This window comes from Agromyces albus, assembly GCF_030815405.1.
GTDB lineage: Bacteria > Actinomycetota > Actinomycetes > Actinomycetales > Microbacteriaceae > Agromyces > Agromyces albus_A.
Genome location: NZ_JAUSWX010000001.1, coordinates 3,746,680 through 3,767,803 on the forward strand (window position 1 = coordinate 3,746,680; position 21,124 = coordinate 3,767,803).

General features: G+C 69.8%; 23 protein-coding genes. 5 read left to right on the forward strand and 18 right to left on the reverse strand.

Features of this window, described 5'->3' with window-relative positions; translation table 11 throughout:
• Positions 1–7: 7 nt before the first annotated feature.
• From QFZ29_RS17740 to QFZ29_RS17785, 10 genes are all read right to left on the reverse strand, one after another.
• Positions 8–778: a ThuA domain-containing protein gene (locus QFZ29_RS17740; RefSeq protein WP_306895586.1), complete on the reverse strand. Its 771-nt coding sequence runs from the start codon at positions 776–778 to the stop codon at positions 8–10.
• Positions 779–843: 65 nt separating this feature from the next.
• On the reverse strand, positions 844–1,884 hold the full coding sequence (locus QFZ29_RS17745; protein WP_306895587.1) for a LacI family DNA-binding transcriptional regulator: 1,041 nt from the start codon (positions 1,882–1,884) through the stop codon (positions 844–846).
• Between the two features lie 173 nt (positions 1,885–2,057).
• Positions 2,058–2,960, reverse strand: coding sequence for a glycine betaine ABC transporter substrate-binding protein (locus QFZ29_RS17750; protein ID WP_306895588.1), 903 nt, complete (start codon positions 2,958–2,960; stop codon positions 2,058–2,060).
• Positions 2,957–3,910 (reverse strand): ABC transporter permease, encoded by a 954-nt coding sequence (locus tag QFZ29_RS17755; protein ID WP_306895589.1) that lies wholly within the window; start codon positions 3,908–3,910, stop codon positions 2,957–2,959. Before QFZ29_RS17755 ends, QFZ29_RS17750 begins: the two co-directional genes overlap by 4 nt.
• Positions 3,907–5,217 (reverse strand): quaternary amine ABC transporter ATP-binding protein, encoded by a 1,311-nt coding sequence (locus QFZ29_RS17760; protein ID WP_306895591.1) that lies wholly within the window; start codon positions 5,215–5,217, stop codon positions 3,907–3,909. The genes QFZ29_RS17755 and QFZ29_RS17760 overlap by 4 nt, the downstream gene beginning before the upstream one ends.
• A 386-nt stretch (positions 5,218–5,603) precedes the next feature.
• The gene (locus tag QFZ29_RS17765; protein ID WP_306895592.1) at positions 5,604–6,005 is read right to left on the reverse strand and encodes a Fur family transcriptional regulator; all 402 of its coding nucleotides are present in this window, start codon (positions 6,003–6,005) and stop codon (positions 5,604–5,606) included.
• The gene (locus QFZ29_RS17770; RefSeq protein WP_306895593.1) at positions 6,002–6,844 is read right to left on the reverse strand and encodes a metal ABC transporter permease; all 843 of its coding nucleotides are present in this window, start codon (positions 6,842–6,844) and stop codon (positions 6,002–6,004) included. The genes QFZ29_RS17765 and QFZ29_RS17770 overlap by 4 nt, the downstream gene beginning before the upstream one ends.
• On the reverse strand, positions 6,844–7,806 hold the full coding sequence (locus QFZ29_RS17775; protein ID WP_306895594.1) for a metal ABC transporter permease: 963 nt from the start codon (positions 7,804–7,806) through the stop codon (positions 6,844–6,846). Before QFZ29_RS17775 ends, QFZ29_RS17770 begins: the two co-directional genes overlap by 1 nt.
• Before the next feature lie 47 nt (positions 7,807–7,853).
• Positions 7,854–8,675, reverse strand: coding sequence for a metal ABC transporter ATP-binding protein (locus QFZ29_RS17780; protein ID WP_306895596.1), 822 nt, complete (start codon positions 8,673–8,675; stop codon positions 7,854–7,856).
• A gap of 4 nt (positions 8,676–8,679) precedes the next feature.
• Entirely contained in the window at positions 8,680–9,759 is a 1,080-nt protein-coding gene (locus QFZ29_RS17785; protein ID WP_306895598.1) for a metal ABC transporter substrate-binding protein, read from the reverse strand.
• A gap of 159 nt (positions 9,760–9,918) precedes the next feature.
• Here QFZ29_RS17785 and QFZ29_RS17790 point away from each other — a divergent pair, with 159 nt between their 5' ends.
• Positions 9,919–10,404, forward strand: a complete 486-nt coding sequence (locus tag QFZ29_RS17790) for a GNAT family N-acetyltransferase (RefSeq protein WP_306895600.1) — start codon at positions 9,919–9,921, stop codon at positions 10,402–10,404.
• The gene (locus tag QFZ29_RS17795; RefSeq protein WP_306895602.1) at positions 10,388–10,726 is read left to right on the forward strand and encodes a GNAT family N-acetyltransferase; all 339 of its coding nucleotides are present in this window, start codon (positions 10,388–10,390) and stop codon (positions 10,724–10,726) included. Before QFZ29_RS17790 ends, QFZ29_RS17795 begins: the two co-directional genes overlap by 17 nt.
• Before the next feature lie 72 nt (positions 10,727–10,798).
• Here QFZ29_RS17795 and QFZ29_RS17800 read toward each other — a convergent pair whose 3' ends face one another.
• The 4 genes from QFZ29_RS17800 to QFZ29_RS17815 form a co-directional block, all read right to left on the reverse strand.
• Positions 10,799–12,220 carry a dihydrolipoamide acetyltransferase family protein gene (locus QFZ29_RS17800; protein ID WP_306895604.1) on the reverse strand — a complete coding sequence of 474 codons (1,422 nt, stop codon included), beginning with the start codon at positions 12,218–12,220 and terminating at the stop codon, positions 10,799–10,801.
• Positions 12,221–12,256: 36 nt separating this feature from the next.
• Positions 12,257–13,240: an alpha-ketoacid dehydrogenase subunit beta gene (locus QFZ29_RS17805; RefSeq protein ID WP_306896798.1), complete on the reverse strand. Its 984-nt coding sequence runs from the start codon at positions 13,238–13,240 to the stop codon at positions 12,257–12,259.
• Between the two features lie 158 nt (positions 13,241–13,398).
• Complete coding sequence (locus QFZ29_RS17810; RefSeq protein WP_306895605.1) at positions 13,399–14,535, reverse strand: thiamine pyrophosphate-dependent dehydrogenase E1 component subunit alpha; 1,137 nt, start codon at positions 14,533–14,535, stop codon at positions 13,399–13,401.
• Positions 14,536–14,550: 15 nt separating this feature from the next.
• The gene (locus tag QFZ29_RS17815; RefSeq protein WP_306895607.1) at positions 14,551–15,660 is read right to left on the reverse strand and encodes a histidinol-phosphate transaminase; all 1,110 of its coding nucleotides are present in this window, start codon (positions 15,658–15,660) and stop codon (positions 14,551–14,553) included.
• Positions 15,661–15,712: 52 nt separating this feature from the next.
• Here QFZ29_RS17815 and QFZ29_RS17820 point away from each other — a divergent pair, with 52 nt between their 5' ends.
• On the forward strand, positions 15,713–16,105 hold the full coding sequence (locus tag QFZ29_RS17820) for a phage holin family protein (protein WP_306895609.1): 393 nt from the start codon (positions 15,713–15,715) through the stop codon (positions 16,103–16,105).
• Here QFZ29_RS17820 and QFZ29_RS17825 read toward each other — a convergent pair.
• Together QFZ29_RS17825 and QFZ29_RS17830 are read right to left on the reverse strand one after the other, a co-directional pair.
• Positions 16,071–17,573, reverse strand: coding sequence for a hypothetical protein (locus QFZ29_RS17825; RefSeq protein WP_306895611.1), 1,503 nt, complete (start codon positions 17,571–17,573; stop codon positions 16,071–16,073). The two genes, QFZ29_RS17820 and QFZ29_RS17825, sit on opposite strands and share 35 nt — an antisense overlap.
• On the reverse strand, positions 17,558–17,941 hold the full coding sequence (locus QFZ29_RS17830; protein WP_306895613.1) for a hypothetical protein: 384 nt from the start codon (positions 17,939–17,941) through the stop codon (positions 17,558–17,560). Before QFZ29_RS17830 ends, QFZ29_RS17825 begins: the two co-directional genes overlap by 16 nt.
• Before the next feature lie 213 nt (positions 17,942–18,154).
• Between QFZ29_RS17830 and QFZ29_RS17835 the strand changes: the two genes are divergently transcribed.
• Together QFZ29_RS17835 and purB are read left to right on the forward strand one after the other, a co-directional pair.
• A complete protein-coding gene (locus tag QFZ29_RS17835) occupies positions 18,155–18,682 on the forward strand; it encodes a low molecular weight protein-tyrosine-phosphatase (protein WP_306895616.1) in 528 nt (175 codons plus the stop codon).
• Positions 18,679–20,061 carry an adenylosuccinate lyase gene (gene purB, locus QFZ29_RS17840; RefSeq protein WP_306895617.1) on the forward strand — a complete coding sequence of 461 codons (1,383 nt, stop codon included), beginning with the start codon at positions 18,679–18,681 and terminating at the stop codon, positions 20,059–20,061. Before QFZ29_RS17835 ends, purB begins: the two co-directional genes overlap by 4 nt.
• 168 nt (positions 20,062–20,229) lie before the next feature.
• On the opposite strand, the gene QFZ29_RS17845 is transcribed toward purB, so the two are convergent.
• Both QFZ29_RS17845 and QFZ29_RS17850 read right to left on the reverse strand, forming a co-directional pair.
• Positions 20,230–20,535: a hypothetical protein gene (locus tag QFZ29_RS17845; protein ID WP_306895619.1), complete on the reverse strand. Its 306-nt coding sequence runs from the start codon at positions 20,533–20,535 to the stop codon at positions 20,230–20,232.
• Positions 20,532–21,116 (reverse strand): DUF308 domain-containing protein, encoded by a 585-nt coding sequence (locus tag QFZ29_RS17850; protein ID WP_306895621.1) that lies wholly within the window; start codon positions 21,114–21,116, stop codon positions 20,532–20,534. Before QFZ29_RS17850 ends, QFZ29_RS17845 begins: the two co-directional genes overlap by 4 nt.
• Positions 21,117–21,124 lie beyond the last annotated feature (8 nt).

A 21,124-nucleotide genomic window follows, 5' to 3' on the forward strand; every position in this document is an offset into this window, starting at 1 on the left:
CGGAAGCTCATCGCGCGAACGCTCCGCGGTAGCCCTGACCGTTGAAGAAGTCGTCGGTCTCGTAGCGCAGCAGGGTCGGCGTCTCGCGCTCGCGGTCGGGCCGGGCCCATTCGATGCCGTTGGCGATCACGTGGTTCACGTCGGGGTGGTGGTAGACCGGGAAGTCCTGGTCGCCGGGACTGAAGTAGAAGATGCGGCCGAAACCGCGACGGTAGGTCATGCCGCTGCGGAAGACCTCGCCGCCGGTGAAGCCGCTGATGAAGATGAGCTCGTCGGGGGTGGGCACGTCGAAGTACTCGCCGTACATCTCCTGCTCGGGGATGACGATCGGGTTCGGGATGCCGCGCGCGATCGGGTGCTGCGGGTTCACCGTCCACACCAGTTCGCGGTCGTGCTCGCTGCGCCAGCGCAGCGTGCAGGTGGTGCCCATGAGCTTCATGAAGATCTTGGACCAGTGCCCGGAGTGGAGGACGACGAGGCCCATGCCGGCGAGGACGTGCCGGTGGACGCGCTCGACGATCTCGTCGGCGACGTCGCCGTGGGCCGCGTGGCCCCACCAGACGAGGACGTCGGTCTCGTCCAGCACGTCGGAGGTCAGCCCGTGCTCGGGCTCGTCGAGGGTGTGGGTGGTGATGCTCGCCGTGTCGCCGAGCCATTCACGGACGCCGTCGGCGATGGCGCCGTGCATGCCGTCGGGGTAGCGCTCGGCCACGGACGGCTCGACCTGCTCGTGCCGGTTCTCGCCCCATACGACGACTCGGATCGGTTGGTTGGCCATATGGACCTTCTCCTCTTTGTTGGTGCGTTGTGAGCTGAAAAATCCTTTGGCGGCATGAAGAACGGTCACGCCGTCGCGTCGGTGCTGGAGCGGATGACGAGCGTGGGCGGCAGCAGGAGGTGCTCGGGTTCGTCGGGCCGTTCGATGACGAGGCGCACCAGTGCCGAAGCGATGGCCGCCGACTGCTGGCGGACCGAGGTGATGCCGACCGTGCCGAAAGATGTCAGGGTCGTGTCGTCGTAGCCGGTGACGGCCACATCCCGGCCCGGAGCGAGACCGCGGCGCTGCAGCGTGATGAGGGCGCCCGCCGCGAGGGGGTCCGAGACGCAGATGATCGCAGTCGGCCGCGAGGGGGCGTCGAGGAGGTCGGCGGCGGCGCGCACGCCGGAGGCGAGGTCGCCGGCGCATGGGACGATCCGGGTGTCGTCGAGCGATCCGGTGAGCCCCAGTCGCACGCAGGCCTCGCGGTAGCCGGTCTCGCGCAGGGCCATGGTGACGTTGCCGGGGTCGGCGCCCACGAACGCCAGCTCGCGGTGCCCGCGTTCGGCGACATGCTCGACGGCGAGCGCGATACCGAGTGCGGCGTCGCCTTCGACCCAGCTCCACGGGGTCGCGAAGGCCTCGGCGGTCCTGCCGTAGGCCGCGAACGGAATGCCGCGCTCGCGCAGACCGACTGGGCGCGGGTCGGTCGACCACACGTTGGAGATGACGAAGCCCGCCACCGACTGTCCGAAGTAGAGGTCTTCGCACGCCGTCATGAGCGCCTCGGCATCGCGCTCGGTGACGAGGGTGAGGTTCCGCTCGACCGCTTGGCAGGCGGCGGCGAGGTCGTGGAGGAACGTGTCCATGTACTGGTTGCCCCCGGCGTCCTGGGCGGGGAGCACGTAGGCGATCTGCCGCGGCTGCGCGAGCCTGAGGCTGCGGGCGACCAGGTTGTTGCGGTAGCGAAGGTCGCGCATCGCGGCGTGGACCTTCTCGCGGGTCGCCTCGGAGACGACCTCCGGCCGGTTGATGACGTTCGAGACCGTCATCGTCGAGACGCCCGCGAGCTCGGCGACGTCGGACATGCTCGCCTTGCGCCGCCCGCGGGTCGATTCGCCGCTCATTCGGCCGCCTCCCCTCGGTGTTCCTGAGTCGATACCGGGAAGAATTTTATGCATAAAAGCTGGCGGTGGTCAAGGCGTATCTCACGAGCGAGGGGCCCGGGGGTGCATGCCCAGGGATGACAACGGCGGGTGAGCGGATGCCGCGGCATCCGCTCACCCGCCGTTGATCTGCGTTACAACGTCAACGAGTCGACGTACTCCTGGTTCTCGGAGATCCACTTCTCGACGGCGGGACCGTAGTCATCCGTCTCTGCCTGGTTGAACATGGCGTTCTCGAGCGAGTAGAGCAGCTCGGAGTCCATCGTGAAGCCGGTCAGCCACTCCGAGAGCGTCGGGAAGTTCGCCTCGAAGCTCTTGCCGCCGAACGAGTGGATGCCCTCGGCGTCACCCAGCGTGCCCTCCGGGTCCTCGAGGTCCTTGAGCGCGAACGCGTCGTACGCCCAGTGCGGGCGCCACAGCGTGACCGCGACGTTCTCGCCGGCCTCCGTCGCCGCCGTCAGCTCGGCGAGCATGGCCGGAGTCGACGACGTGATGTACTCCAGGTCGTCGAGGCCATAGGTCGGGATGACGTCGTCGGTCGTGACCCGGTTGAGGCCCGAACCCGGCTCGATGCCGATGAGCCGGCCGTCGAACTTCTCGGCGTTCGCCGCGAGCTCCTCGAGCGAGTCGATCGGGGCGTCCTCGTTCACCGCGATGGTGAGCTTGGCGTCCTCGTTCCAGGCGCCGAGGTCGACGAGGTCGTCGCCGAACTGGTCGATGTAGTCCTGGTGGGTGATCGGCAGCCACGTGTCGAGAGTCACGTCGTAGTCGTCGGTGCTGAGGCCCGAGTAGACGGGCGCGGGGTCAGCGTACTCGAGGGTGACGTCGTAGCCGCGCTCGGTGAGGATGGCCTTCCAGAGCTCGCTCGCGGCGATGCCCTCGTCCCATCCGTTGAACACGGCGATCGTGAGCTCGCTGCGATCGCCGTTCTCGAGGAGGTCGCCGCTCGCTGCGCCGGTACCGCTCGCGCAGCCCGTGAACGCGAGCGCTCCTGCTGCTCCGAGGGCGATGAGACTGGTCAGTCGACGTGTTCTCATAGGTGTTCCTTTCCTCCCGCGTGCTGTGGCACGGCCGATGCGGAGTCGCGCGGTTCCGCGCGACGGGGATCGGGGGTGCCGATCCGGGTGGTGGGGTCGCCGGATGCGCGACGCTTCGGCTTCCGCCGCTGCGAGCCGAGAGCGCCGGTGAGCCGGTCGAGGATGATCGCGAGGATGACGACGGAGAGGCCGGCCTCGAAGCCGAGCGCGATGTCGATGCGGCCGAGCGAGGCGACGACCTCGCCGCCGAGTCCGCCCGCGCCGACCATGCCGGCGATGACGACCATCGAGAGCGAGAGCATGATGACCTGGTTGACGCCGGCCATGATGCTCGGCATCGCGAGCGGAAGTTGGATCTGGCGGAGGATGCGCGACGGTGACGACCCGAAGGCGTGGCCGGCTTCGACCACTTCCTTGTCGACCCCACGGATGCCGAGCTCGGTGAGGCGCACACCGGGCGCCATCGCGAACACGATCGTCGCGACGATGCCGGGCACGATGCCGACCCGGAACAGGATGAGGGCGGGAATCAGGTAGACGAAGGCCGGCATCGTCTGCATGAAGTCGAGGATCGGGCGGATGATTCGAGAAGCGAGCTCCGATCGCGCCGCGAGAATGCCGAGCGGCACGCTCAGGGCCACCGCGATCAGGCTCGAGACGAGCACGAGGGCGAGGGTGTCCATCGCGTTGTCCCACTGGTCGACACCGACGACGAGGAGCAGTCCGACTGCGCTGCCCACGGCGAGCACCCAACCACGGGCGAAGTAGCCGAGCGCGGCGATGGCGACGATGACGATCCAGAACGGGGGCGTCGAGAGCGCGAGGTCGACGGCGTCGTAGAGTCCGGGGAAGACGATGCGGATCACATCGAAGAGCCCGCCGAAGACCTCCGTGACGAAGTCGATGGCGTCTTCGACCACTTGGCCGAGGGGGAAACGGAAGTCGTTCATGCGAAGGCCTTCTCCTCTGCGACATCCGACTCGCCCAGCAGGGCGGTCTCGTGCAGCGTGGCGGTGATCGTCTCGACCGCGATGGTCGCCGCCGGCTCGATGACGGCGTGTTCGCCCGTCGTGGACGACACGTTGCCGAGCGCGGCGAGCAGGGTGACGCGAGGCACGACGCCGATGAGCCGATGCTGGTCGTCGACGACCGCCAGTGGGAGCACGCTCTCGACCGCGCTCTCGAGCAGGTCAGAGAGATAGGTCTGGCGATCGACGAACGCCACGTCGTCGCGGATCACCGAGTCGAGCGAGCGGTCGCCGCGTTTCACGAGCCGCATCACATCACGGTCCTGCACGGCGCCGAGCAGGCGGCGTCCCTGTCCGACGACGAACACCGAGGAGGTCTGCAGGTCCCGCATCGTCCGCAGCGCGGTGCGCGGCCCGGCCGACGACGAGACGAGCGCGCGAGGCGCCTCCATGACGGATGCCGCGGTGAGCACTCGCGCACGGTCGACGTCGTTCACGAACTGGGCGACGTAGTCGTCGGCGGGATCGGTGAGGATCTCGTCGGCGGTGCCGAGCTGCACGATTCGACCGTCGCGCATGACGGCGATGCGATCGCCGAGGAACATCGCCTCGTTGAGGTCGTGCGTGATGAAGACGATGGTCTTGCCGAACTCCTGCTGGAGTTCGACGAGCTGCTCCTGCATCTCACGACGGATGAGCGGATCGAGTGCCGAGAAGGCCTCGTCCATGAGCAGGATGTCGGTGTCGGAGGCCAGGGCGCGGGCGAGGCCGACGCGCTGCTGCATTCCGCCCGAGAGTTCGGAGGGCATGCGCTCGCCCCAGCCGGTGAGGCCGACGCGATCGAGCACGTGCTCGGCGCGTTGGCGCCGCTCTGCCTCGGCGACGCCCTGGATCTCGAGTCCGTAGGCGGCGTTCTCGAGCACGCTCCGGTGCGGAAGCAGCGCGAAGTGCTGGAACACCATCGACACGTGGCTGCGGCGCAGCCGCCGGAGCCGCTTCGGTGAGATGCCCGTGAGCTCCTCCCCCATCACGGTCACGGTGCCGCCGGTCGGCTCGATGAGCCCGTTGAGCATGCGGATGAGCGTCGACTTGCCGGAGCCCGAGAGCCCCATGACGACGAAGATCTCGCCGCGCTCGACGGTGAAATCGGCGTCCACGACGGCTGGCGTGCCGAGCGGCGCGAGCTCGGTGCGACTGGCGCCGGCGCGCAGGCGCTCGATCGCTTCGGCCGGCTTGCGGCCGAAGAACTTGCTGAGGTTGCGTGCCGCGATTGCGGGCGGTTCGGTCATATCGGTGCTCCGGGAGGCACGCCGGATGACACGCACGAGGACGTGCGCCATCATCGCTCGGTGGGGCGAGCTCATGGTTGACGACCGGGTTGACGACGCGTCGGAAGCCCGGACTCAAGCGCGGGACGAGTTCATCGTCTCCAGGCGAATCCAGGCCTCGTCACACACGGCCATCGGGGCCGTATGCCACGCCGCCGAACCATACGATCACGTGTTCCGAAACCGGAATTCGAGATCGCGGACTGGGCGGTTGGGTCTTGTGGACCGAGGACAACCGTAGCGACGAACCAGGCGCCACCCAAATGCGCGCCGGTGAAATCAGCCGCGATCAGGGCTTCCGCTGAACGGTGCATCGGAGCAACCACACCAGCTGGTTACCGGAGTGGCTACTCCCCCGCGGCCAGCAGCTTCGTGCAGTTGGCGCACAGGCCGAACACGTCGACGACGTGCGCGGCGGCCGTGAAGCCGTGGTCGGCGGCGACCATCTTGGCCCAGGCCTCGACCTCGTCGGCAGCGATCTCGACGGTGAGTCCGCAGTTGCGGCAGATCAGGTGGTGGTGGTGGCCGGTCGTGCTGCACGCCCGGTAGAGCGACTCGCCGTCGGGCGACTGCAACGAGTCGGCTTCACCGTTGGCGGCAAGGTCGCCGAGCGCGCGGTAGACCGTGGCGAGGCCGATCGGCGAACCCGTCTGGTGCAGCGCCCCGTGGAGCGCCTGCGCGCTGATGAAGCCCTCGGTGTCATCGAGCGCTTCGCGTACGGCTTCGCGTTGCCAGGTGTTTCTCTTCATGCGATTCGTGCGTCCTCTGCGGTCGCGACAGGTGAGGCGACTCGGTTCAACGGTAGCCCGCGCAGCTTGGAGATTCCCAGTGCCAGGAGGAAGAACGCCGTCGCGGCGAGGGCGATCGCGGGCCCGGCCGCGATCGCGAACGTGCGGGAGGCGAGCACTCCGAGCACGCCGGATGCCGCGCCGATGATCGGAGCGGCGATCAGGATGCCTCGGAACCTCGGCACGAGCAGCCTCGCGGCCGTGGCCGGGGCGGCGAGCAGGGCGATCGCGAGGATGGCGCCGACCGCCGGCAGGGAGCTCACCACCGACGCGGCGATGAGCCCGAGCACGAGCACCTCGATGGGCCACTCCCTGAAGCCGGCCGCCCGGAATCCGGCCGGGTCGAAGGTCGAGAAGGCGATCTCCTTGCCGAACGCCGCCACGAGCGCGGCGGCGACGACGGCGACGGATGCCGCTAGCAGAATATCTCCGTCGCTCACGTTGAGGATCGATCCGACGAGCAGTGACTCGGCGCGCACGGGGAGCCCGGGAATCGCCGCTTGCAACAGCGCTCCTGCGGCGAACCCACCGGTCAGCACGATTCCGGCCGCGACCTGGGCGCCCTGTCGGCGCACGCGGGCGATGGCCGCCATCACGGCTACGAGCACGACGGACGCCACGGCCGCGCCGAGCGGCACGCTCACGCCGAGCGCCGCCGCGGCGACCGCGCCGGGGTAGGTCGCGTGCGTCAGTGCCTGTGCGAAGAACGTGCGGCGACGCAGCACCACGAGGGCGCCCACGAACCCCGCCCCTGCACCGATCACCACGGCCGCGAACAGCGCTCGCTCGAAGTAGCCCATCAGCTGGTCTTCCGGGGGGAGAGGAGCGGCGTGCTGAGCACATCGGCCATATCCGCACCGCGCCGAGCTTCGCGAGCGTCTTCGAGCGCCGGTCGGCGGTGGCCCGCCCGCGCGTGACGCCGATCGAGGAACAGACGCACGAGCAGCGCGATCCCGTAGCCGATCACGAACACGCCGACGACGGTGCTTCCGGCCGGGAGATCGAAGCCGCCGCCCACCGAGATCGCGTATCCTGCCGCGAGGCCGAGCCACGCAGCGATGGCGGCGAAGGCCGCGGCAGCCGGGAACAGCCACCACATGCGCTCGGTGGCGAGGCGGGCCACGGCGCCCGGGACGATCAGCAGCGCGAGCACGAGGAGCGTGCCGATCGTGCTCGCCGCCGCCACCACGACGAGCGCGACTGCGGCGTTCAGCACGAGGTCGAGCACGAGCGAGGAGTCGCCGGCTGCGCGGCTGCCACGCGCGTCGAATGCGCGGAAGAGCTGCTGCTTGAGCGTGAGCGCGACGGCCGAGAGTGCAATGAGGCTCACCACGACGAGCGGCACGACCTCCGACGGCGGGATGGTGAGCACGCGGCCGAACAGGAGTGCCTCGAGCTCGCCCGCATAGTCGGAGCTGCGTGAGACCACGATGACGCCGACGCTGAACGTCGCCGTGAGCACGATGGCGATCGCGGCATCGGAGGTGATGCCCGCACGGTCGAGCCAGGTGAGTGCGAGGGCGCCCGCGAGCGCGGCGATCGCGGCGCCCGGCATGAGGCCGGTCGTGCCGCCGACGGCGAGCCCGATCGCGAGGCCGGGGAAGACCGCGTGGGTGAGCCCATCGCTGATGAACTCGAGCCCGCGCAGGTTCACGAGGACTCCGACGAGGCCGGCGACCACCGCGAGCACGAGCATGACGAGGAGTGCCCGCCCCATGAACGGGATCGCGAAGGAACCGAAGAGCGCGTCGACCAGGTTCATCGGGCGCCACTCCCCCAGGCTTCCACGTTGTATGCGATCTGCGGCATTCAGTGGCCCTCGTGGCCGGGCACCACGAGCGTGTGCTCGTCCATCTCGACTCCGAGCCCGTCGAAGCACTCCTGCACGTTGCCGAGCGTGAGCACCTCGTCGACGGGTCCGCTCGCCAGCTGGGTGCCGTTCACGAGCACCACGGTGTCGCACACGAGCCTCGCGAGCTCGAGGTCGTGCGTCGACACCACCACCGCGACACCACGGTGCTTGAGTGTGCGGATGGTATCGATGAGCGTATCGCGGTTCGCCTGGTCGAGGCCGTTGAACGGCTCGTCGAGCAGCAGGAGTCGAGGCTCGGATGCCAGGGCGCGAGCGAGCAGGCCCCGCTGGCGTTGCCCGCCCGAGAGCTCACCGAAGCGATGCTTCGCGAGCGGGGCGAGGCCGACGGTCTGGATCGCCTCGCGAACCGCCTGCCGATCGGCCCGACCGGGCCACCGCAGCAGCCCGAGCCCGCGGTATCGGCCCTGCATGACCACTTGCTCGAGGCTGATCGGGAAGTCGGGGTCGAGCTCGGCCGACTGGGGGAGGAACCCGACCATGCCGTTCCGGGCATGAGCCGCGGGCTCGGCTGATGCAGTCGGGTCGTTCGAGGCGCTCGCGTTCGCCGACGCCGCCGCGGCGCCCACCTGCACGGTGCCCGCAGTGAGCGGCACGAGCCCGAGGATGCCCTTCAGCAGCGTCGACTTGCCGGCGCCGTTCGGCCCGATGAGTGCCACCGCTTCGCCCGCCTCGACCGCGAGGTCGAGCTCGCTCACACCGGCCCCGCCAGGGTAGGTGAAGGCGGCGCCTTCGAGGCGGAGCACGGAGGCGTCAGTCATCCAGTCATCCTTGCAGCACGGCGGGGAGCGCGGAAGGCTCGACGCCCCACGACTCGAGAATGAGCCGCGCGTTGTGCTCCTGGCTGCCCAGGTAGGTCTCGCCATCGGTGCCTGCGGCACCGAGCGAGTCCCCATAGAGTGCGTCCTCGCCGGAGTAGACCTTCACTCCGGATTCGGTCGCGATGGTCTCGGCGGCCTCGGGCGAGATCGATGCCTCGGAGAACACGGCCTTGACGCCCGTCTCGCGGATCTTGACGACGAGCTCGTCGATCTCGGCGGCGCTCGGCTCGGCGTTGTCGTCGAATCCGGGGATGACGCTTCCGACGAAGGTGAGGTCGTACGCGGCGACGAAGTAGGTGAACGCGTCGTGGTTCGTCACGAGCAGTCGCTGCTCGACCGGCACCGTGGCGACGTTCTCCTCGATCCAGTCGTCGAGGGCGGTGAGCTTGTCGAGGTAGGCCGACTCGTTCGCCTCGACCGTTGCGGAGTCGATTCCGGGCACTGCGGCGAGGCCGTGGGCGATGTTCTCGACCATGTGCTCGGCGAGCTCGGGATCGGTCCAGATGTGCGGGTTGCCCTCGGCGTGCTCGTCGTCGGCGTGCTCCTCCTCTTCGCCGTGCTCCTCGGCCTCGTCGGCGTGCGCCTCTTCCTCAGCGCCCTCGTCGGCGTGCGCCTCGTGGTCATCGGTGCCGAAGAGCTCGATGCCGGAGCTCGCGTCGATGAGCTCGCCGTCGAAGCCCGAGGCCTGCACCGCGTCGTCGAGCCAGCTCTCGAGTCCGGCACCGTTCACGACGAGCGCGTCGGCCTCGGTGAGGGCGAGCAGCTGGGCTGCCGACGGGTCGAAGCCGTGGGCGCTCTGTCCGGCTGAGAGCAACTGGGTGACCTCGGCGCCATCACCCACGAGTTCTCGCGTGAAGTCGCCCACCTGTGTGGTCGTCGCGACGATCTTGGCACCGCCGTCAGCACCGTCGCCGGATGCCGCCGTAGCAGCGCATCCGGTGAGCGCGAGCGCCCCGGCTGCCAGCATCGCGACTCCCGCAATGGGCGCAAGCGGGCGGCGGAACTCAGCGTGGCGTCGTCTCATGTCACCGACGCTACGCTTATTGATAATGGTTGTCAAAATCACGAAAATGAAGGCGGCTCTCCATCTCGTGAGAATGCAACGCGAGGTACCTGACGGCATTCCCCCGATCCTGTGGAAAGGGTCTGGCAAGTGTCGTACCGACGTGCGAGAGTGAAGCCCGTGGATACGACGACAAGCCCGCTGACGTTGCATCCGTTCACCCTCGCCGATGCCATGCGCGTGCTCTCGGGCGAGGTCGACCCGCATGACGGGTGGGAGGGCGGCTACGCCTTCACCGACGAGCCCGAGCTCCTCAGCGCCTTCGTGCAGACCGTGCGCGACAGCGGCGATCCCGCGCCATTCGGGCCCTATCTCGTGCGGCGCGGCGAACACGGCGCCGCCATCGGCGGGGTCAACCTGTTCGGCCCGCCGAGCGCCGACGGCGTCGTCGAGTTCGACTTCGGCCTCGTTCCCGCCGTGCGCGGCCAGGGCCTCGCGCTGCATATCGTGCAGGCGACCATCGCCCTCGCCCGCTCGGCTGGCGCAGCCATTGCTCGTGCCGAGACCGAGATCGCCAACCTGCCGGCCCGCCGAACGCTCGAGCACGCCGGCATGGTCGAGACCCGGCGCTCCAAGGCGGCAATCACCTATGAGATCCGTCTCTGAGCCCTTCCCAGCGGATGCGTCGAGCGGTACGGGGACCGACCTGCGGGTGATCCGCACCGATCGGCTCCAGCTCGTGCCCTACACGACGGCACACGCACGACGCCTCCTCGACGGCGACCCGCACGACGACACGTGGGCGCCCGGATATCCGACCGACGACGAGCTCGATGTCGCACGGATGTATCTCAGCCTCATCAGGTCGCACGGCGACCCCACGCCCTTCGCGCCGTATGTCATCCGACTCGACCGCGACGAACGTGCCATCGGCGGGTTCGGCTTCTTCGGTCCTCCCGACGACGACGGTTTCGTGGAGTTCGGCTGACGTCAGCGGGGGAGAGGCGACCCGGGTCGAGAGGACGAGGCGCGCAGAACACCGGCCCCGATCCGACCCCGATCACTCGAGCAGCAGCGCCGGCTCCTCGATGATCGACGCGACGTCGGCGAGGAAGCGGCTCGCGACGTCGCCGTCGACGACCCGGTGGTCGAACGAGGCGCCGATCGTCGTGACGAATCGCGGGCGCACCTCGCCGTCGACGACCCACGGCTTCTGCTTGATCGTGCCGAGCGCCACGATCGCGACCTCGCCCGGGTTCAGGATCGGCGTGCCGGTGTCCATGCCGAAGACGCCGATGTTCGTGATGGTGATCGTGCCGCCCTGCATCTCGGCGGGCTGCGTCTTGCCCTCGCGAGCCGTGAGCGTGAGCTGTTCGAGCGCGGCGGCGAGCTCCACGAGCGTCATCGCCTGCGCCTCCTTGACGTTCGGGACGAGCAGACCGCGGGGGGTCGCCGCGGCGATGCCGAGATTGACGTAGTGCTTGACGATGATCTCGCTGTCGGTCCACTGCGCGTTCACCGTCGGGTTGCGGCGCACCGCCCAGATCATGGCCTTCGCCATGATGAGCAGCGGCGACACCTTCACGCCCGCGTAGTCGGGGGAGGCCTTCAGTCGCTTCAGGTACTCCATCGTGCGACTCGCGTCGACGTCGACGAACACACTCACATGAGGTGCCTGGAATGCACTCTGCACCATGGCGTTGGCGATCGCCTTGCGAACGCCCTTCACCGGAATGCGGTCCTCGCGGCCTTCCGGCCATTCGGGAGTCTGGATGTTGCGGAAGACGCTGGCCTGGCTTGCCTCGCGAATCACGTCGTCGCGCGTGATGTCGCCGATTGGTCCGGTGGGGGCGACCCGCGAGAGGTCGACGCCGAGGTCTTTCGCAAGCTTGCGGATCGGTGGCTTCGCGATCACCGGAAGTCGCGGTCCGGGAGCGGATGCCGCGGCGGGAGCGGGTGCGGCCGGGGCTGCAGCCACAGCCGGCGCCGGCGCCGCGGGAGCCGCCGCGGGCGGCGGGGGAGTGGGTGCTGTGAAGTTCTCGTGCGCTCCACCGGGAGACGGATGACGCCGCCGGCGAGTCGCCGAGGGGCCCGAGCTGCCGTGTCCGACGAGCACGGCGCCGCCGCCCTCCTCGGCCGCCGGTGCAGCAGGCACCGCGGGAGCGGGAGCCGCTGCGGGCGCGGCGGCAGGCGCGGCGGCTGCAGCAGGCGCCGGCGCCGACACATCCGTCGACTCCCCGGCATCCGTCTGGATCACCAGGATCGGCGTACCGACGTTGACGGTGTTGCCCTCGTCGACGAGTAGCTCGGAGACGACGCCCTCGAAGGCGCTCGGCAGCTCGACGAGCGATTTCGCCGTCTCGATCTCGACGAATACCTGGTCGAGCGCGATCCGATCGCCGGGGGCGACGCGCCATTGCACGATCTCGGCCTCGGTGAGTCCTTCACCGACGTCGGGCAGCGGGAATCGGATCTCGCTCATCTCACGCCTCTCTCAGGTCGCGGCCGGAGCCGCAGGTCAATATGCCAGTGCGCGGTCGACGGCCTCGAGCACCCGGTCGGGGCTCGGCAGGTACTCGCTCTCGAGCGCGGCCGGAGGGAATGGGGTGTCGAAGCTCGAGACCCGCAGCACGGGTGCCTCGAGGGAGTAGAACGCCCGCTCGGCGACGGTGGCGGCGACCTCGGAGCCGATGCTCACGTTGCCGTAGGCCTCTTGGGCGACGATGAGTCGCCCGGTGCGATGGACCGAGTCGAGCAGCGGGCCGTAGTCGATGGGGGAGAGCGAGCGCAGGTCGACGACCTCGAGGCTCCGTCCCTCTTGGGCGGCGATGTCGGCAGCCTGCAGCAGGGTGGCGACCATCGCGCCGTGGCCGACGACCGTGACATCCGTGCCCTCGCGCACGATGCGGCTCGCGTGCAGCGGCAGGCCGGCGTGCGCTTGGTCGACGGGGCCCTTCGGCCAGTACCGGCTCTTCGGCTCGAAGAACAGCACGGGGTCGTTCGAGGCGATCGCCTCCTGGATCATCCAGTACGCGTCGTGCGGATTCGACGGACTCACCACGCGCAGGCCCGGCGTATGGGCGAAGTACGCCTCGGGGCTCTCCTGGTGGTGCTCGATCGATCCGATGTGTCCGCCGTAGGGCACCCGGATCACGATGGGCATCGACGCGGTGCCGTTGTGGCGCACCGTGACGCGAGCGAGCTGCGTGGTGATCTGGTCGAAGGCGGGGAAGATGAAGCCGTCGAACTGGATCTCGATGACGGGCCGATAGCCGCGCATTGCGAGGCCGATCGCGGTGCCGACGATGCCCGATTCCGCGAGCGGCGTGTCGAGCACTCGCTTGTCGCCGAACTCCGCCTGGAGCCCCTCGGTCACACGGAACACGCCGCCGAGCGGGCCGATGTCCTCGCCCATGAGCAGCACCTTCTCGTCGGCGCGCATCGCCTCGCGGAGGCCGGCGGTGATCGCCTTCGCGAGCGAGAGCGTCTGCACGCCCGGCACGCCCCGTTCGGTCGGAGGCGCAGCGGATGCCGCGGCGGCGGTGTCGGTCGAGGCAGCGTCGGTCGCCGTGGTCTCGCTCGCGGCGGACTGCGTCTCGAGACCCTCGGCGGACCCCTGTGTGGCATCCGTCACCCGGAGCTCCTCTTCGGTTCGTGCGTTCATGCCGACGACCCGCCCTCGAAGCTCGACTCGTAGGCTTCGAGCCACTCGGACTGCTCGGTCATGAGCGGATGCGGCTCGCTGTACACGTGCTTGAAGATTACCTCGCGGGTCGGTGCGACCACGTCGAGCGCCCGGCGGCGCAGGTCGGCGGCGACATCGGCCGCCTCACGATCAACGTCGTCGAAGAAGGCAGCGGATGCCCCGCGGCCCTCGAGCCACGTGCGGTACCTCGTGATCGGGTCTCGCTGGGCCCAGTACTCGACCTCGTCGTCGGTGCGGTACTTCGTGGGGTCGTCGGCGGTGGTGTGCGCGCCCATGCGGTAGGTCTCGGCCTCGATGAGGCTCGGGCCCTCGCCCGCGCGCGCCTCCTCGAGGGACTGGCGGGTCACGGCGTAGCTCACGAGCACGTCGTTGCCGTCGATGCGCACGCCCGGCATGCCGAAACCGCCGCCCCGGAGGGAGAGAGGGCTGCGCGACTGCCGCGAGACCGGCACGGAGATCGCCCACTGGTTGTTCTGGATGAAGAAGACCTGCGGTGTCTGGTAGCTCGCCGCGAACACGAGCGCCTCGCTCGCGTCGCCTTGCGAAGAGGCGCCGTCGCCGTAGTAGACGAGCACGGCGGCATCCGTCTCCGGGTCGCCGGTGGCCGTGGCGCCGTCGAACTGCAGGCCCATCGCGTAGCCCGTCGCGTGCAGGGTCTGCGAGGCCAGCACGAGCGTGTAGAGGTGGAAGTTGCCGTTCTCGGCGGGGTTCCAGCCGCCTAGCGTCGCCCCCCTGAGCAGCGCCAGGATGTTCACGGGATCGAGCCCGCGGATGATGCCGACGATGTGCTCGCGGTACGACGGGAACAGGTGGTCTTGCGGTCGGGCCGCGTGCGCCGAGCCGACCTGTGCGGCCTCCTGCCCGTGGCTCGGAACCCAGAGCGCCAGCTGGCCCTGCCGTTGCAGGTTCGCGCCGGCGATGTCGATGCGCCGGGAGATCGCCATGTCGCGGTAGAACCGCTCGAGCATGGTGTCGTCGAGTGCCTCGACGAGCGGGAGATAGGCCTCGGCCTCGGGCGTCGGTCGCAGCTCGCCGTCAGGGGTCAGGAGCTGGACCGTCGGTGCGGTGAAGTCTCTTTCTCGGGCAGACACCGTTCCACGCTACAGCTATGAAGGGAGCTGTTCTTGTAAAGCCGGCACAAGCTCGCCGAGAATCCTGAGGAGGATATCTCCAGATTCCTCCTCGCCGATCGAGATCCGGATTCCCTCGGGCGGGAACGCGCGCGTGACGAGAGCGGCCTCGAACAGGCGATCAGCGACCTCGGCGGTCGCGGCTCCGGTGGGCAGCCAGACGAAGTTCCCGTGGGGCTCGGGCACCGGCCAGCCCTGCGCGAGGAGGGCCTCGTAAAGGCGCCTCCGACGCACGGTGATGGCCTCGACTCGCTCGAGGAGCTCGGCTTCGGCGGCCGGCTCGAGCGAGGCGAGGGCACCGGCGGTGGACGCCGCCGTGACGCCGAGCGGGATCGCGGTGGACCGTGCGGCGTCGAGGATGCCGACCGGACCGACCGCGTAGCCGACGCGGAGGCCCGCGAGACCGTAGGCCTTCGAGAAGGTGCGCAGCACCACGAGGTTCGGGTATCGGCCGATGAGCGAGCGCCCGTCGACGGATGCGTCGTCGCGCACGAACTCGATGTACGCCTCGTCGAGCAGCACGAGCAGGTCGGCGGGCACGGCGGCCATGAACGCGTCGAACTCTGCCGCCGTGACGATGGTGCCCGTGGGATTGTTCGGCGAGCACACGATGGCGACGCGAGTGCGATCGGTGATCGCCGCGGCCATCGCCTCGAGGTCGTGGCGGTGGTCGGGCTGGTTCGGCACGGTCACGCTCGTGGCGCCGGCGACGGCGACGAGCCCCGGATAGGCCTCGAACGAGCGCCAGGAGTAGACCACTTCGTCACCGGGCGCGGCGGCGGCCGCGATGAACTGGGCGAGGAGGGAGACGGATCCGGCACCCACGAGCACTTCGTCGGCGCTCACGCCGAATCGCGCGGCGAGCGCCTCGCGCAGGGGGAGGGCCGAGGCATCCGGGTACCGATTGATCTGCTTCGCCGACGATGAGATCGCCTCGATGACGGAGGGCAGCGGATCGAAGGGGTTCTCGTTGCTCGAGAGCTTGAACCCGTCGGCGGGCGCGGGACGGCCCTGGCGGTACGGCGGAAGGGCTGCGATCTCGGGGCGAAGGCGGACGCCTGCCCCTGTGGGCTCCGGTGCGGTCACGGATTCCACCGTACCCCTTCGCACCGCCGCGGCGTTCTGCCAGAGTTGAGCCATGCGGTTCATCGTCAAGGTCATCGTCGTCGCATTCGCCCTGTGGCTCACGACGTTCATCGTCGCGGGCGTGAACGTGGTGCCCTATGAGGACACCACCATCGCCACGGTGCTCACGTACCTGCTGATCGCGCTCATCTTCGGGCTCGTCAATGCCATCGTGGGCACGTTCATCAGGGTCATCGCATTCCCGCTCTACGTGCTCACGCTCGGCCTGATCTCCTTCATCGTGAACGGCCTGCTGCTCCTGCTCGTCGCGTGGATCAGCGACCTCATGGGCTTCGGGCTCGTCATCGAAGGCTTCTGGTGGGGCGTGCTCGGCGCGCTCGTGATGGGCATCGTCAGCTGGCTCATCGGCCTCATCGTTCGGCCGTCGTCGTCGTCGAGCGACTGAGGTCGCGACTGGCCACCCACTCGGTCGAACGGCCTTCGCCGTCACCGGCGACGTCGGCGACGAGCGCGCGGAACCCGGTGAGCCGCTCCTCTTCGGACTCGTCGGCGAGTGCTGCCGTCTCGCGGTAGCGCGAGAGCTCGTGCGCGGGCAGCAGCGAGGAGTACTCCGCGTTGGCCTCGAGCACGCTGCGTGAGACGATCGTGCGCTGGTCGGACGGATGCCCCGCACCGCCGACCGCCGGAACGAGATCCTCCTCGTGCTCGATCGAGAGCATCCGCACGTCCTCGCGCAGCTCGGCCGAGGCGACCGGACTGCCGAGGCTCAGGACACCCACGGTGTTGAGCTCGGGATCGCCGGCGAGGCTCGCCGCAATGACGCCGCCACCGGAATGGCCGACCGCGAGCAGCGGTTCACCCGGCGCGATGCCGGCATCAGCCATCGCCTGGCGCACCGCCCGCTCGCCGGCGCCCGAGTCCGCACCGGCGAACCGGAGGTCGTCGAGCGCGGAGTCGTCGGCGATGCCGTGCACGTTCGACGTCATGTCGAAGGGCTGCTCGCCGGCGACGAGCCCGGCTTCGATCGTGCCGCTGATGTAGACGATCCAGCGCGCGTCGCCCGGCGGGCCGTAGCGCTCGATGCGGATCTGCGTGTCGCCGCTCGCGGGCACGCGCTGCGCGAGGTCGCCGACGCCGCTCGGGGCCGCCACCGAGCGGCCGGGGTCGGGCGGGCCTGCCCTGCCATCGCCGGCGGCGCCGGGAGAGGAGGGGCTCACTCCGACGCGGGACACCTGCACCGGCCCGTCGACGAGCAGCCGGCCACCGGCGAGTCCGAGTCCGCCGGCGAGCGCGAGCAGCACCGAGGCGCTCTCGGGCGCACCGACCCGGGTGCCGATCGGGGCCGTGGTGCTCGGCAGGTGGAGGAGCCCGGCAGTGAACTCGTCGGCGGAATCCGCAGCGGCGCGAACGAGCCGCACGAAGGCCGGGTCGGAGAGGAGCTCGCGGCGCTCGGCCAGCCACGCCGCGGCCGGCGTCTGCCCCATGCCGAAGAGCGACGCCAGGCCCTGCCCGGCCGCGCCGGCGAGCCCGACGCCGACAATCGCCGGCGCGAACCACCCCAGCGTCCACGCGCCGAACCGGCCGCCCGCCGCCCAGAGGGCATCGATCATGCGTTCCGTGGCGCCATACCGCTCGGCGCTCTCGATGAGGGATGCCCGAAGCCGGCCGGCCTGCTCGCCTGCCTCCGCGAGGCGCCACGTCGTGACCTGCAACTGCCAGCCCGGAGCCAGGCCCCCACCTACCCGCGGCTCGTCGAGGTCGAGGTCGAGCAGGCCTCTCCAGATCACGCCCACGCGCTCCGACCAATCGGTCGTGACGGTCTCGACGGCGCCGAGCCGCACGGCGTCGACGAAGAGCTCGTCGGTCGCGACGGCGGTCGATCCCCCGCCGGAGACGTTCAGCGAGTCGTCCATGCAGTCACGCCCTCCGTCGAGCCGGCCTGCGCGCGCTCGAGCTCAGCACGCACCGCCGTCTCTCGTGCCTCGAGCTCGTACCGCATTCCCCTGATGCCCTCGGCGAGCTGCGCCTCGGCCGTGACGAGCGACTCCATCACGGCCTCGAGAACGGCGCGGAGCTCGTCGAGTCGTTCGACGTAGCGATCGGCCGCCGTCGACCGCCAGCCGTCGGTGCCACGGGGAACGAGCGATGCACGGCGATCACGCACGTCACCGAGCAGGGAGCGGAGCATCACGAGGTGGCGCTCCGCCGCGTCGATTCGCGCCGGGGTCGCGGCGTTGCCCGTGAGCGCGGCGATCACGGAGTCGAAGTCGGAGTCGGACACGCCACGAGTCTGGCGGCGTCGCGGCATCCGCTCGCCGTATCGTTCCGGTGCCGTACACAAGCGGGCCCGCACCGCGCCTGTGGAGGGTGAGTCGCCGAGCGCGCCGGGCGCTCCCGCGTGACGGGCGAGACCCGGAGGTTCACCGGACGAACGGCCAGCCTGGCCAGCGGATCGACTGCTGCGCACGCGCCGCATCTCGTCCACAATGGGAGCATGACGCGAGCGGAACCCGCCGGGGACGCCGCGCAGCCCTTCCGAGTGTCGTTCGTCTGCACCGGCAACATCTGCCGCTCACCGATGGCCGAGGTCGTGTTGCGCTCCCTCGCCGAACGCGCCGGGCTCGCCGACCGGCTCGCGATCGAGTCTGCGGCCACCGGCGACTGGCACGTCGGTGAGCCTGCCGATCTCCGCACGATCGAGGCGCTCACTCGCGCCGGCTACGACGGCTCGCATCACCGGGCACGACAGTTCGAGGCCGAGGCCTTTCCCAGGCTCGACCTCATCGTCGCGTTCGACCGCGGCCAGATGCGGATCCTGCGCAACTGGGCGCCGAGCATGATCGAGCTGGACAAGGTGCGGCTGCTGCTCGAGTTCGACCCCGAACTCGCCGCCCTGCAGGACGTGCCCGACCCCTACTACTCCGACGCGGTCATGTTCGATCGAGTGCTTGAGATGATAGAGCGGTCGACGTCGGCGCTCTTCCGGCAACTCGCTCCAGCACTCAGACAAGGAACTCGATGACTTCGCTGCCTCCCCAGCCGCTCAGCCCCCTCGACGGCCGGTACCGCTCGGCCGTCGGCGAACTCGGCGAGTACCTCTCCGAGGCGGGCCTCAATCGGGCGCGAGTGCTCGTCGAGGTGGAGTGGCTGATCGCCCAGACCGATCGCGGGTTCTTCGGCACGACGCCGCTCTCCGACGAGCAGCGGCTGCAGCTGCGAACGGTCGTCACCGACTTCGGGCAGGCCGACATCGACGAGCTCGCCTCCCTCGAGGCGACCACGCGCCACGACGTGAAGGCCGTCGAGTACTACGTGCGCCGCCGTCTCGAATTGCTCGGCCTCGACGCCATCGCCGAGCTCACCCACTTCGCCTGCACGAGTGAGGACATCAACAACCTCTCGTACGCCATCACCGTTCGCGACGCGGTGCGCGACGTGTGGCTGCCGAAGTACCGCGCCGTCATCGACGCGCTCACCGCCCTCGCCGTCGAGCACCGCGACGCGGCGATGCTCTCGCGCACGCACGGCCAGCCCGCGACCCCGTCGACCATGGGCAAGGAGCTCGCGGTGTTCGTGCACCGCCTGTCGCGCATCGCCGACCAGGTCGAGGCCACCGAGTACCTCGGCAAGTTCTCGGGCGCGACCGGCACGTTCTCCGCGCATGTGGTCGCGGCTCCGGATGTCGCGTGGCCGACCGTGTCCCGCGAGTTCGTCGAGTCGCTCGGTCTCGCGTGGAACCCGCTCACGACCCAGATCGAATCGCACGACTGGCAGGCGGAGCTCTACGCCCGCGTCTCGCACGCGAACCGCGTGCTGCACAACCTCGCGACCGACATCTGGACCTACATCTCACTCGGCTACTTCCGCCAGATCCCGCAGGCCGGCGCCACGGGCTCCTCGACGATGCCGCACAAGATCAACCCGATCCGGTTCGAGAACGCCGAGGCGAACCTCGAGCTCTCGTCGGCGGTGCTCGACTCGCTCGCCGCGACGCTCGTCACCTCGCGCCTGCAGCGCGACCTGACCGACTCGAGCGCGCAGCGCAACATCGGCGTCGGCTTCGGCCACTCCCTGCTCGCGCTCGACAACATCCAGCGCGGCCTCGGCGAGATCGACCTCGACACGGCCTTGCTCGCCGCCGACCTCGACGACAACTGGGAGGTGCTCGGCGAGGCGATCCAGACCGTCATCCGCGCCGAGGTCGTCGCCGGCCGCTCGTCGATCAGCGACCCCTATGCGCTGCTCAAGGAGCTCACGCGCGGCAAGCGCGTCGGCGCGGCCGAGCTCGCCGCCTTTGTCGAGGGGCTCGAGATCGGCGATGACGCGAAAGCGCGCCTGCTCGCCCTCACGCCCGGCGGCTACACGGGCATCGCGTCGAAGCTCGTCGACGAGCTGGGCTGAGCGCGGGGCCGGGCGGGCTCGGCTGAGCTGCCCCCGCCCGCGCTCACGCCACTTCGAAACTGCAGGAGATGCTCGATCATGCGCCCGGTGTCGGCGCTATAGGGCGGGATCTCCTGCATTTCAGCCTCGAGTGGACCGCCGGGGCCCGCCGCGCGGCCGGGGGAGTCGTCAGTGGCCGCCGCGACCCGGCGCGCCCGGTTCGTCGGGCCCGTCGGGTCCGTCGGGACGGCGCGGTTCGCCGAGCTCGGCGGACTCCGCGGCATCCGGCTTCACGGCCATCGCCAGGAGCGCCAGCACGACGAGCACGACGATGAACACGCCGCCCGCCACGATCAGGGAGAGCGTGAGCTCGCGCGTGACGATGAGCACGACGACACCCGTGAAGATCGCCGAGATCGCGGCGCCGCCGACGTACTCGGCCGGCCGCAGCACCTCACGGCGGCTCGGCTTGTACTCACCGGAGGGCTGCGTCACGACTGGGGCTCCGATCGGGAGGCGTCGGCGCGCGGCGCCGCGGCCCACTTCAGCGAGAACCCGCCGATGACGAGGTAGACCCCGAGGATCACGAGGTAGCCGCCGAGGAGTCCGACCGCCGTCACCGAGTCGGGCGGCAGCAGCAGGAACACGAGCGCGAGCAGCGCCGTGAGCCCGCCGGCCGCGATCCAGTCGCGTGCTGCCGGGGTGCGCCCGCGGGCACGCAGGCCCGCGTAGAGCTCGACGAACCCGGTGACCGCCGCCCACACGCTCACGAGGTAGAGCAGGAACGGCAGGCCGCCGAGAACCGACACGGCGAGCAGGCCCGCCACGACGGTGACGACTGCAGTGATGACGAAGAGCGAGCGGATGCCGCGATCGGCCGTGAACCGCATCGCAAGTGCGCCGACGACGAGCCCCGACACGATCGCCCACACGCCGAACACAAGCAGGCCGAACTCGGGCGAGTGGTTCGGAGAGAATGTGATGACCACGGCCGGCACGATCGCCAAGATGCCGCGGACGACCGGAACGGTCCAGAATCGGGACAGCTCCGGAGCGGTATCGCGGGCGGCGGCCACGGCGACCT

Bases quoted from the DNA above. Each gene is read 5' to 3' on its own strand.
- QFZ29_RS17740 (WP_306895586.1), bottom strand. From the start codon at position 778: ATGGCCAACCAACCGATCCGAGTCGTCGTATGGGGCGAGAACCGGCAC.
- QFZ29_RS17745 (WP_306895587.1), bottom strand. From the start codon at position 1,884: ATGAGCGGCGAATCGACCCGCGGGCGGCGCAAGGCGAGCATGTCCGAC.
- QFZ29_RS17750 (WP_306895588.1), bottom strand. From the start codon at position 2,960: ATGAGAACACGTCGACTGACCAGTCTCATCGCCCTCGGAGCAGCAGGA.
- QFZ29_RS17755 (WP_306895589.1), bottom strand. From the start codon at position 3,910: ATGAACGACTTCCGTTTCCCCCTCGGCCAAGTGGTCGAAGACGCCATC.
- QFZ29_RS17760 (WP_306895591.1), bottom strand. From the start codon at position 5,217: ATGACCGAACCGCCCGCAATCGCGGCACGCAACCTCAGCAAGTTCTTC.
- QFZ29_RS17765 (WP_306895592.1), bottom strand. From the start codon at position 6,005: ATGAAGAGAAACACCTGGCAACGCGAAGCCGTACGCGAAGCGCTCGAT.
- QFZ29_RS17770 (WP_306895593.1), bottom strand. From the start codon at position 6,844: ATGGGCTACTTCGAGCGAGCGCTGTTCGCGGCCGTGGTGATCGGTGCA.
- QFZ29_RS17775 (WP_306895594.1), bottom strand. From the start codon at position 7,806: ATGAACCTGGTCGACGCGCTCTTCGGTTCCTTCGCGATCCCGTTCATG.
- QFZ29_RS17780 (WP_306895596.1), bottom strand. From the start codon at position 8,675: ATGACTGACGCCTCCGTGCTCCGCCTCGAAGGCGCCGCCTTCACCTAC.
- QFZ29_RS17785 (WP_306895598.1), bottom strand. From the start codon at position 9,759: ATGAGACGACGCCACGCTGAGTTCCGCCGCCCGCTTGCGCCCATTGCG.
- QFZ29_RS17795 (WP_306895602.1), top strand. From the start codon at position 10,388: ATGAGATCCGTCTCTGAGCCCTTCCCAGCGGATGCGTCGAGCGGTACG.
- QFZ29_RS17800 (WP_306895604.1), bottom strand. From the start codon at position 12,220: ATGAGCGAGATCCGATTCCCGCTGCCCGACGTCGGTGAAGGACTCACC.
- QFZ29_RS17820 (WP_306895609.1), top strand. From the start codon at position 15,713: ATGCGGTTCATCGTCAAGGTCATCGTCGTCGCATTCGCCCTGTGGCTC.
- QFZ29_RS17825 (WP_306895611.1), bottom strand. From the start codon at position 17,573: ATGGACGACTCGCTGAACGTCTCCGGCGGGGGATCGACCGCCGTCGCG.
- QFZ29_RS17835 (WP_306895616.1), top strand. From the start codon at position 18,155: ATGACGCGAGCGGAACCCGCCGGGGACGCCGCGCAGCCCTTCCGAGTG.
- purB (WP_306895617.1), top strand. From the start codon at position 18,679: ATGACTTCGCTGCCTCCCCAGCCGCTCAGCCCCCTCGACGGCCGGTAC.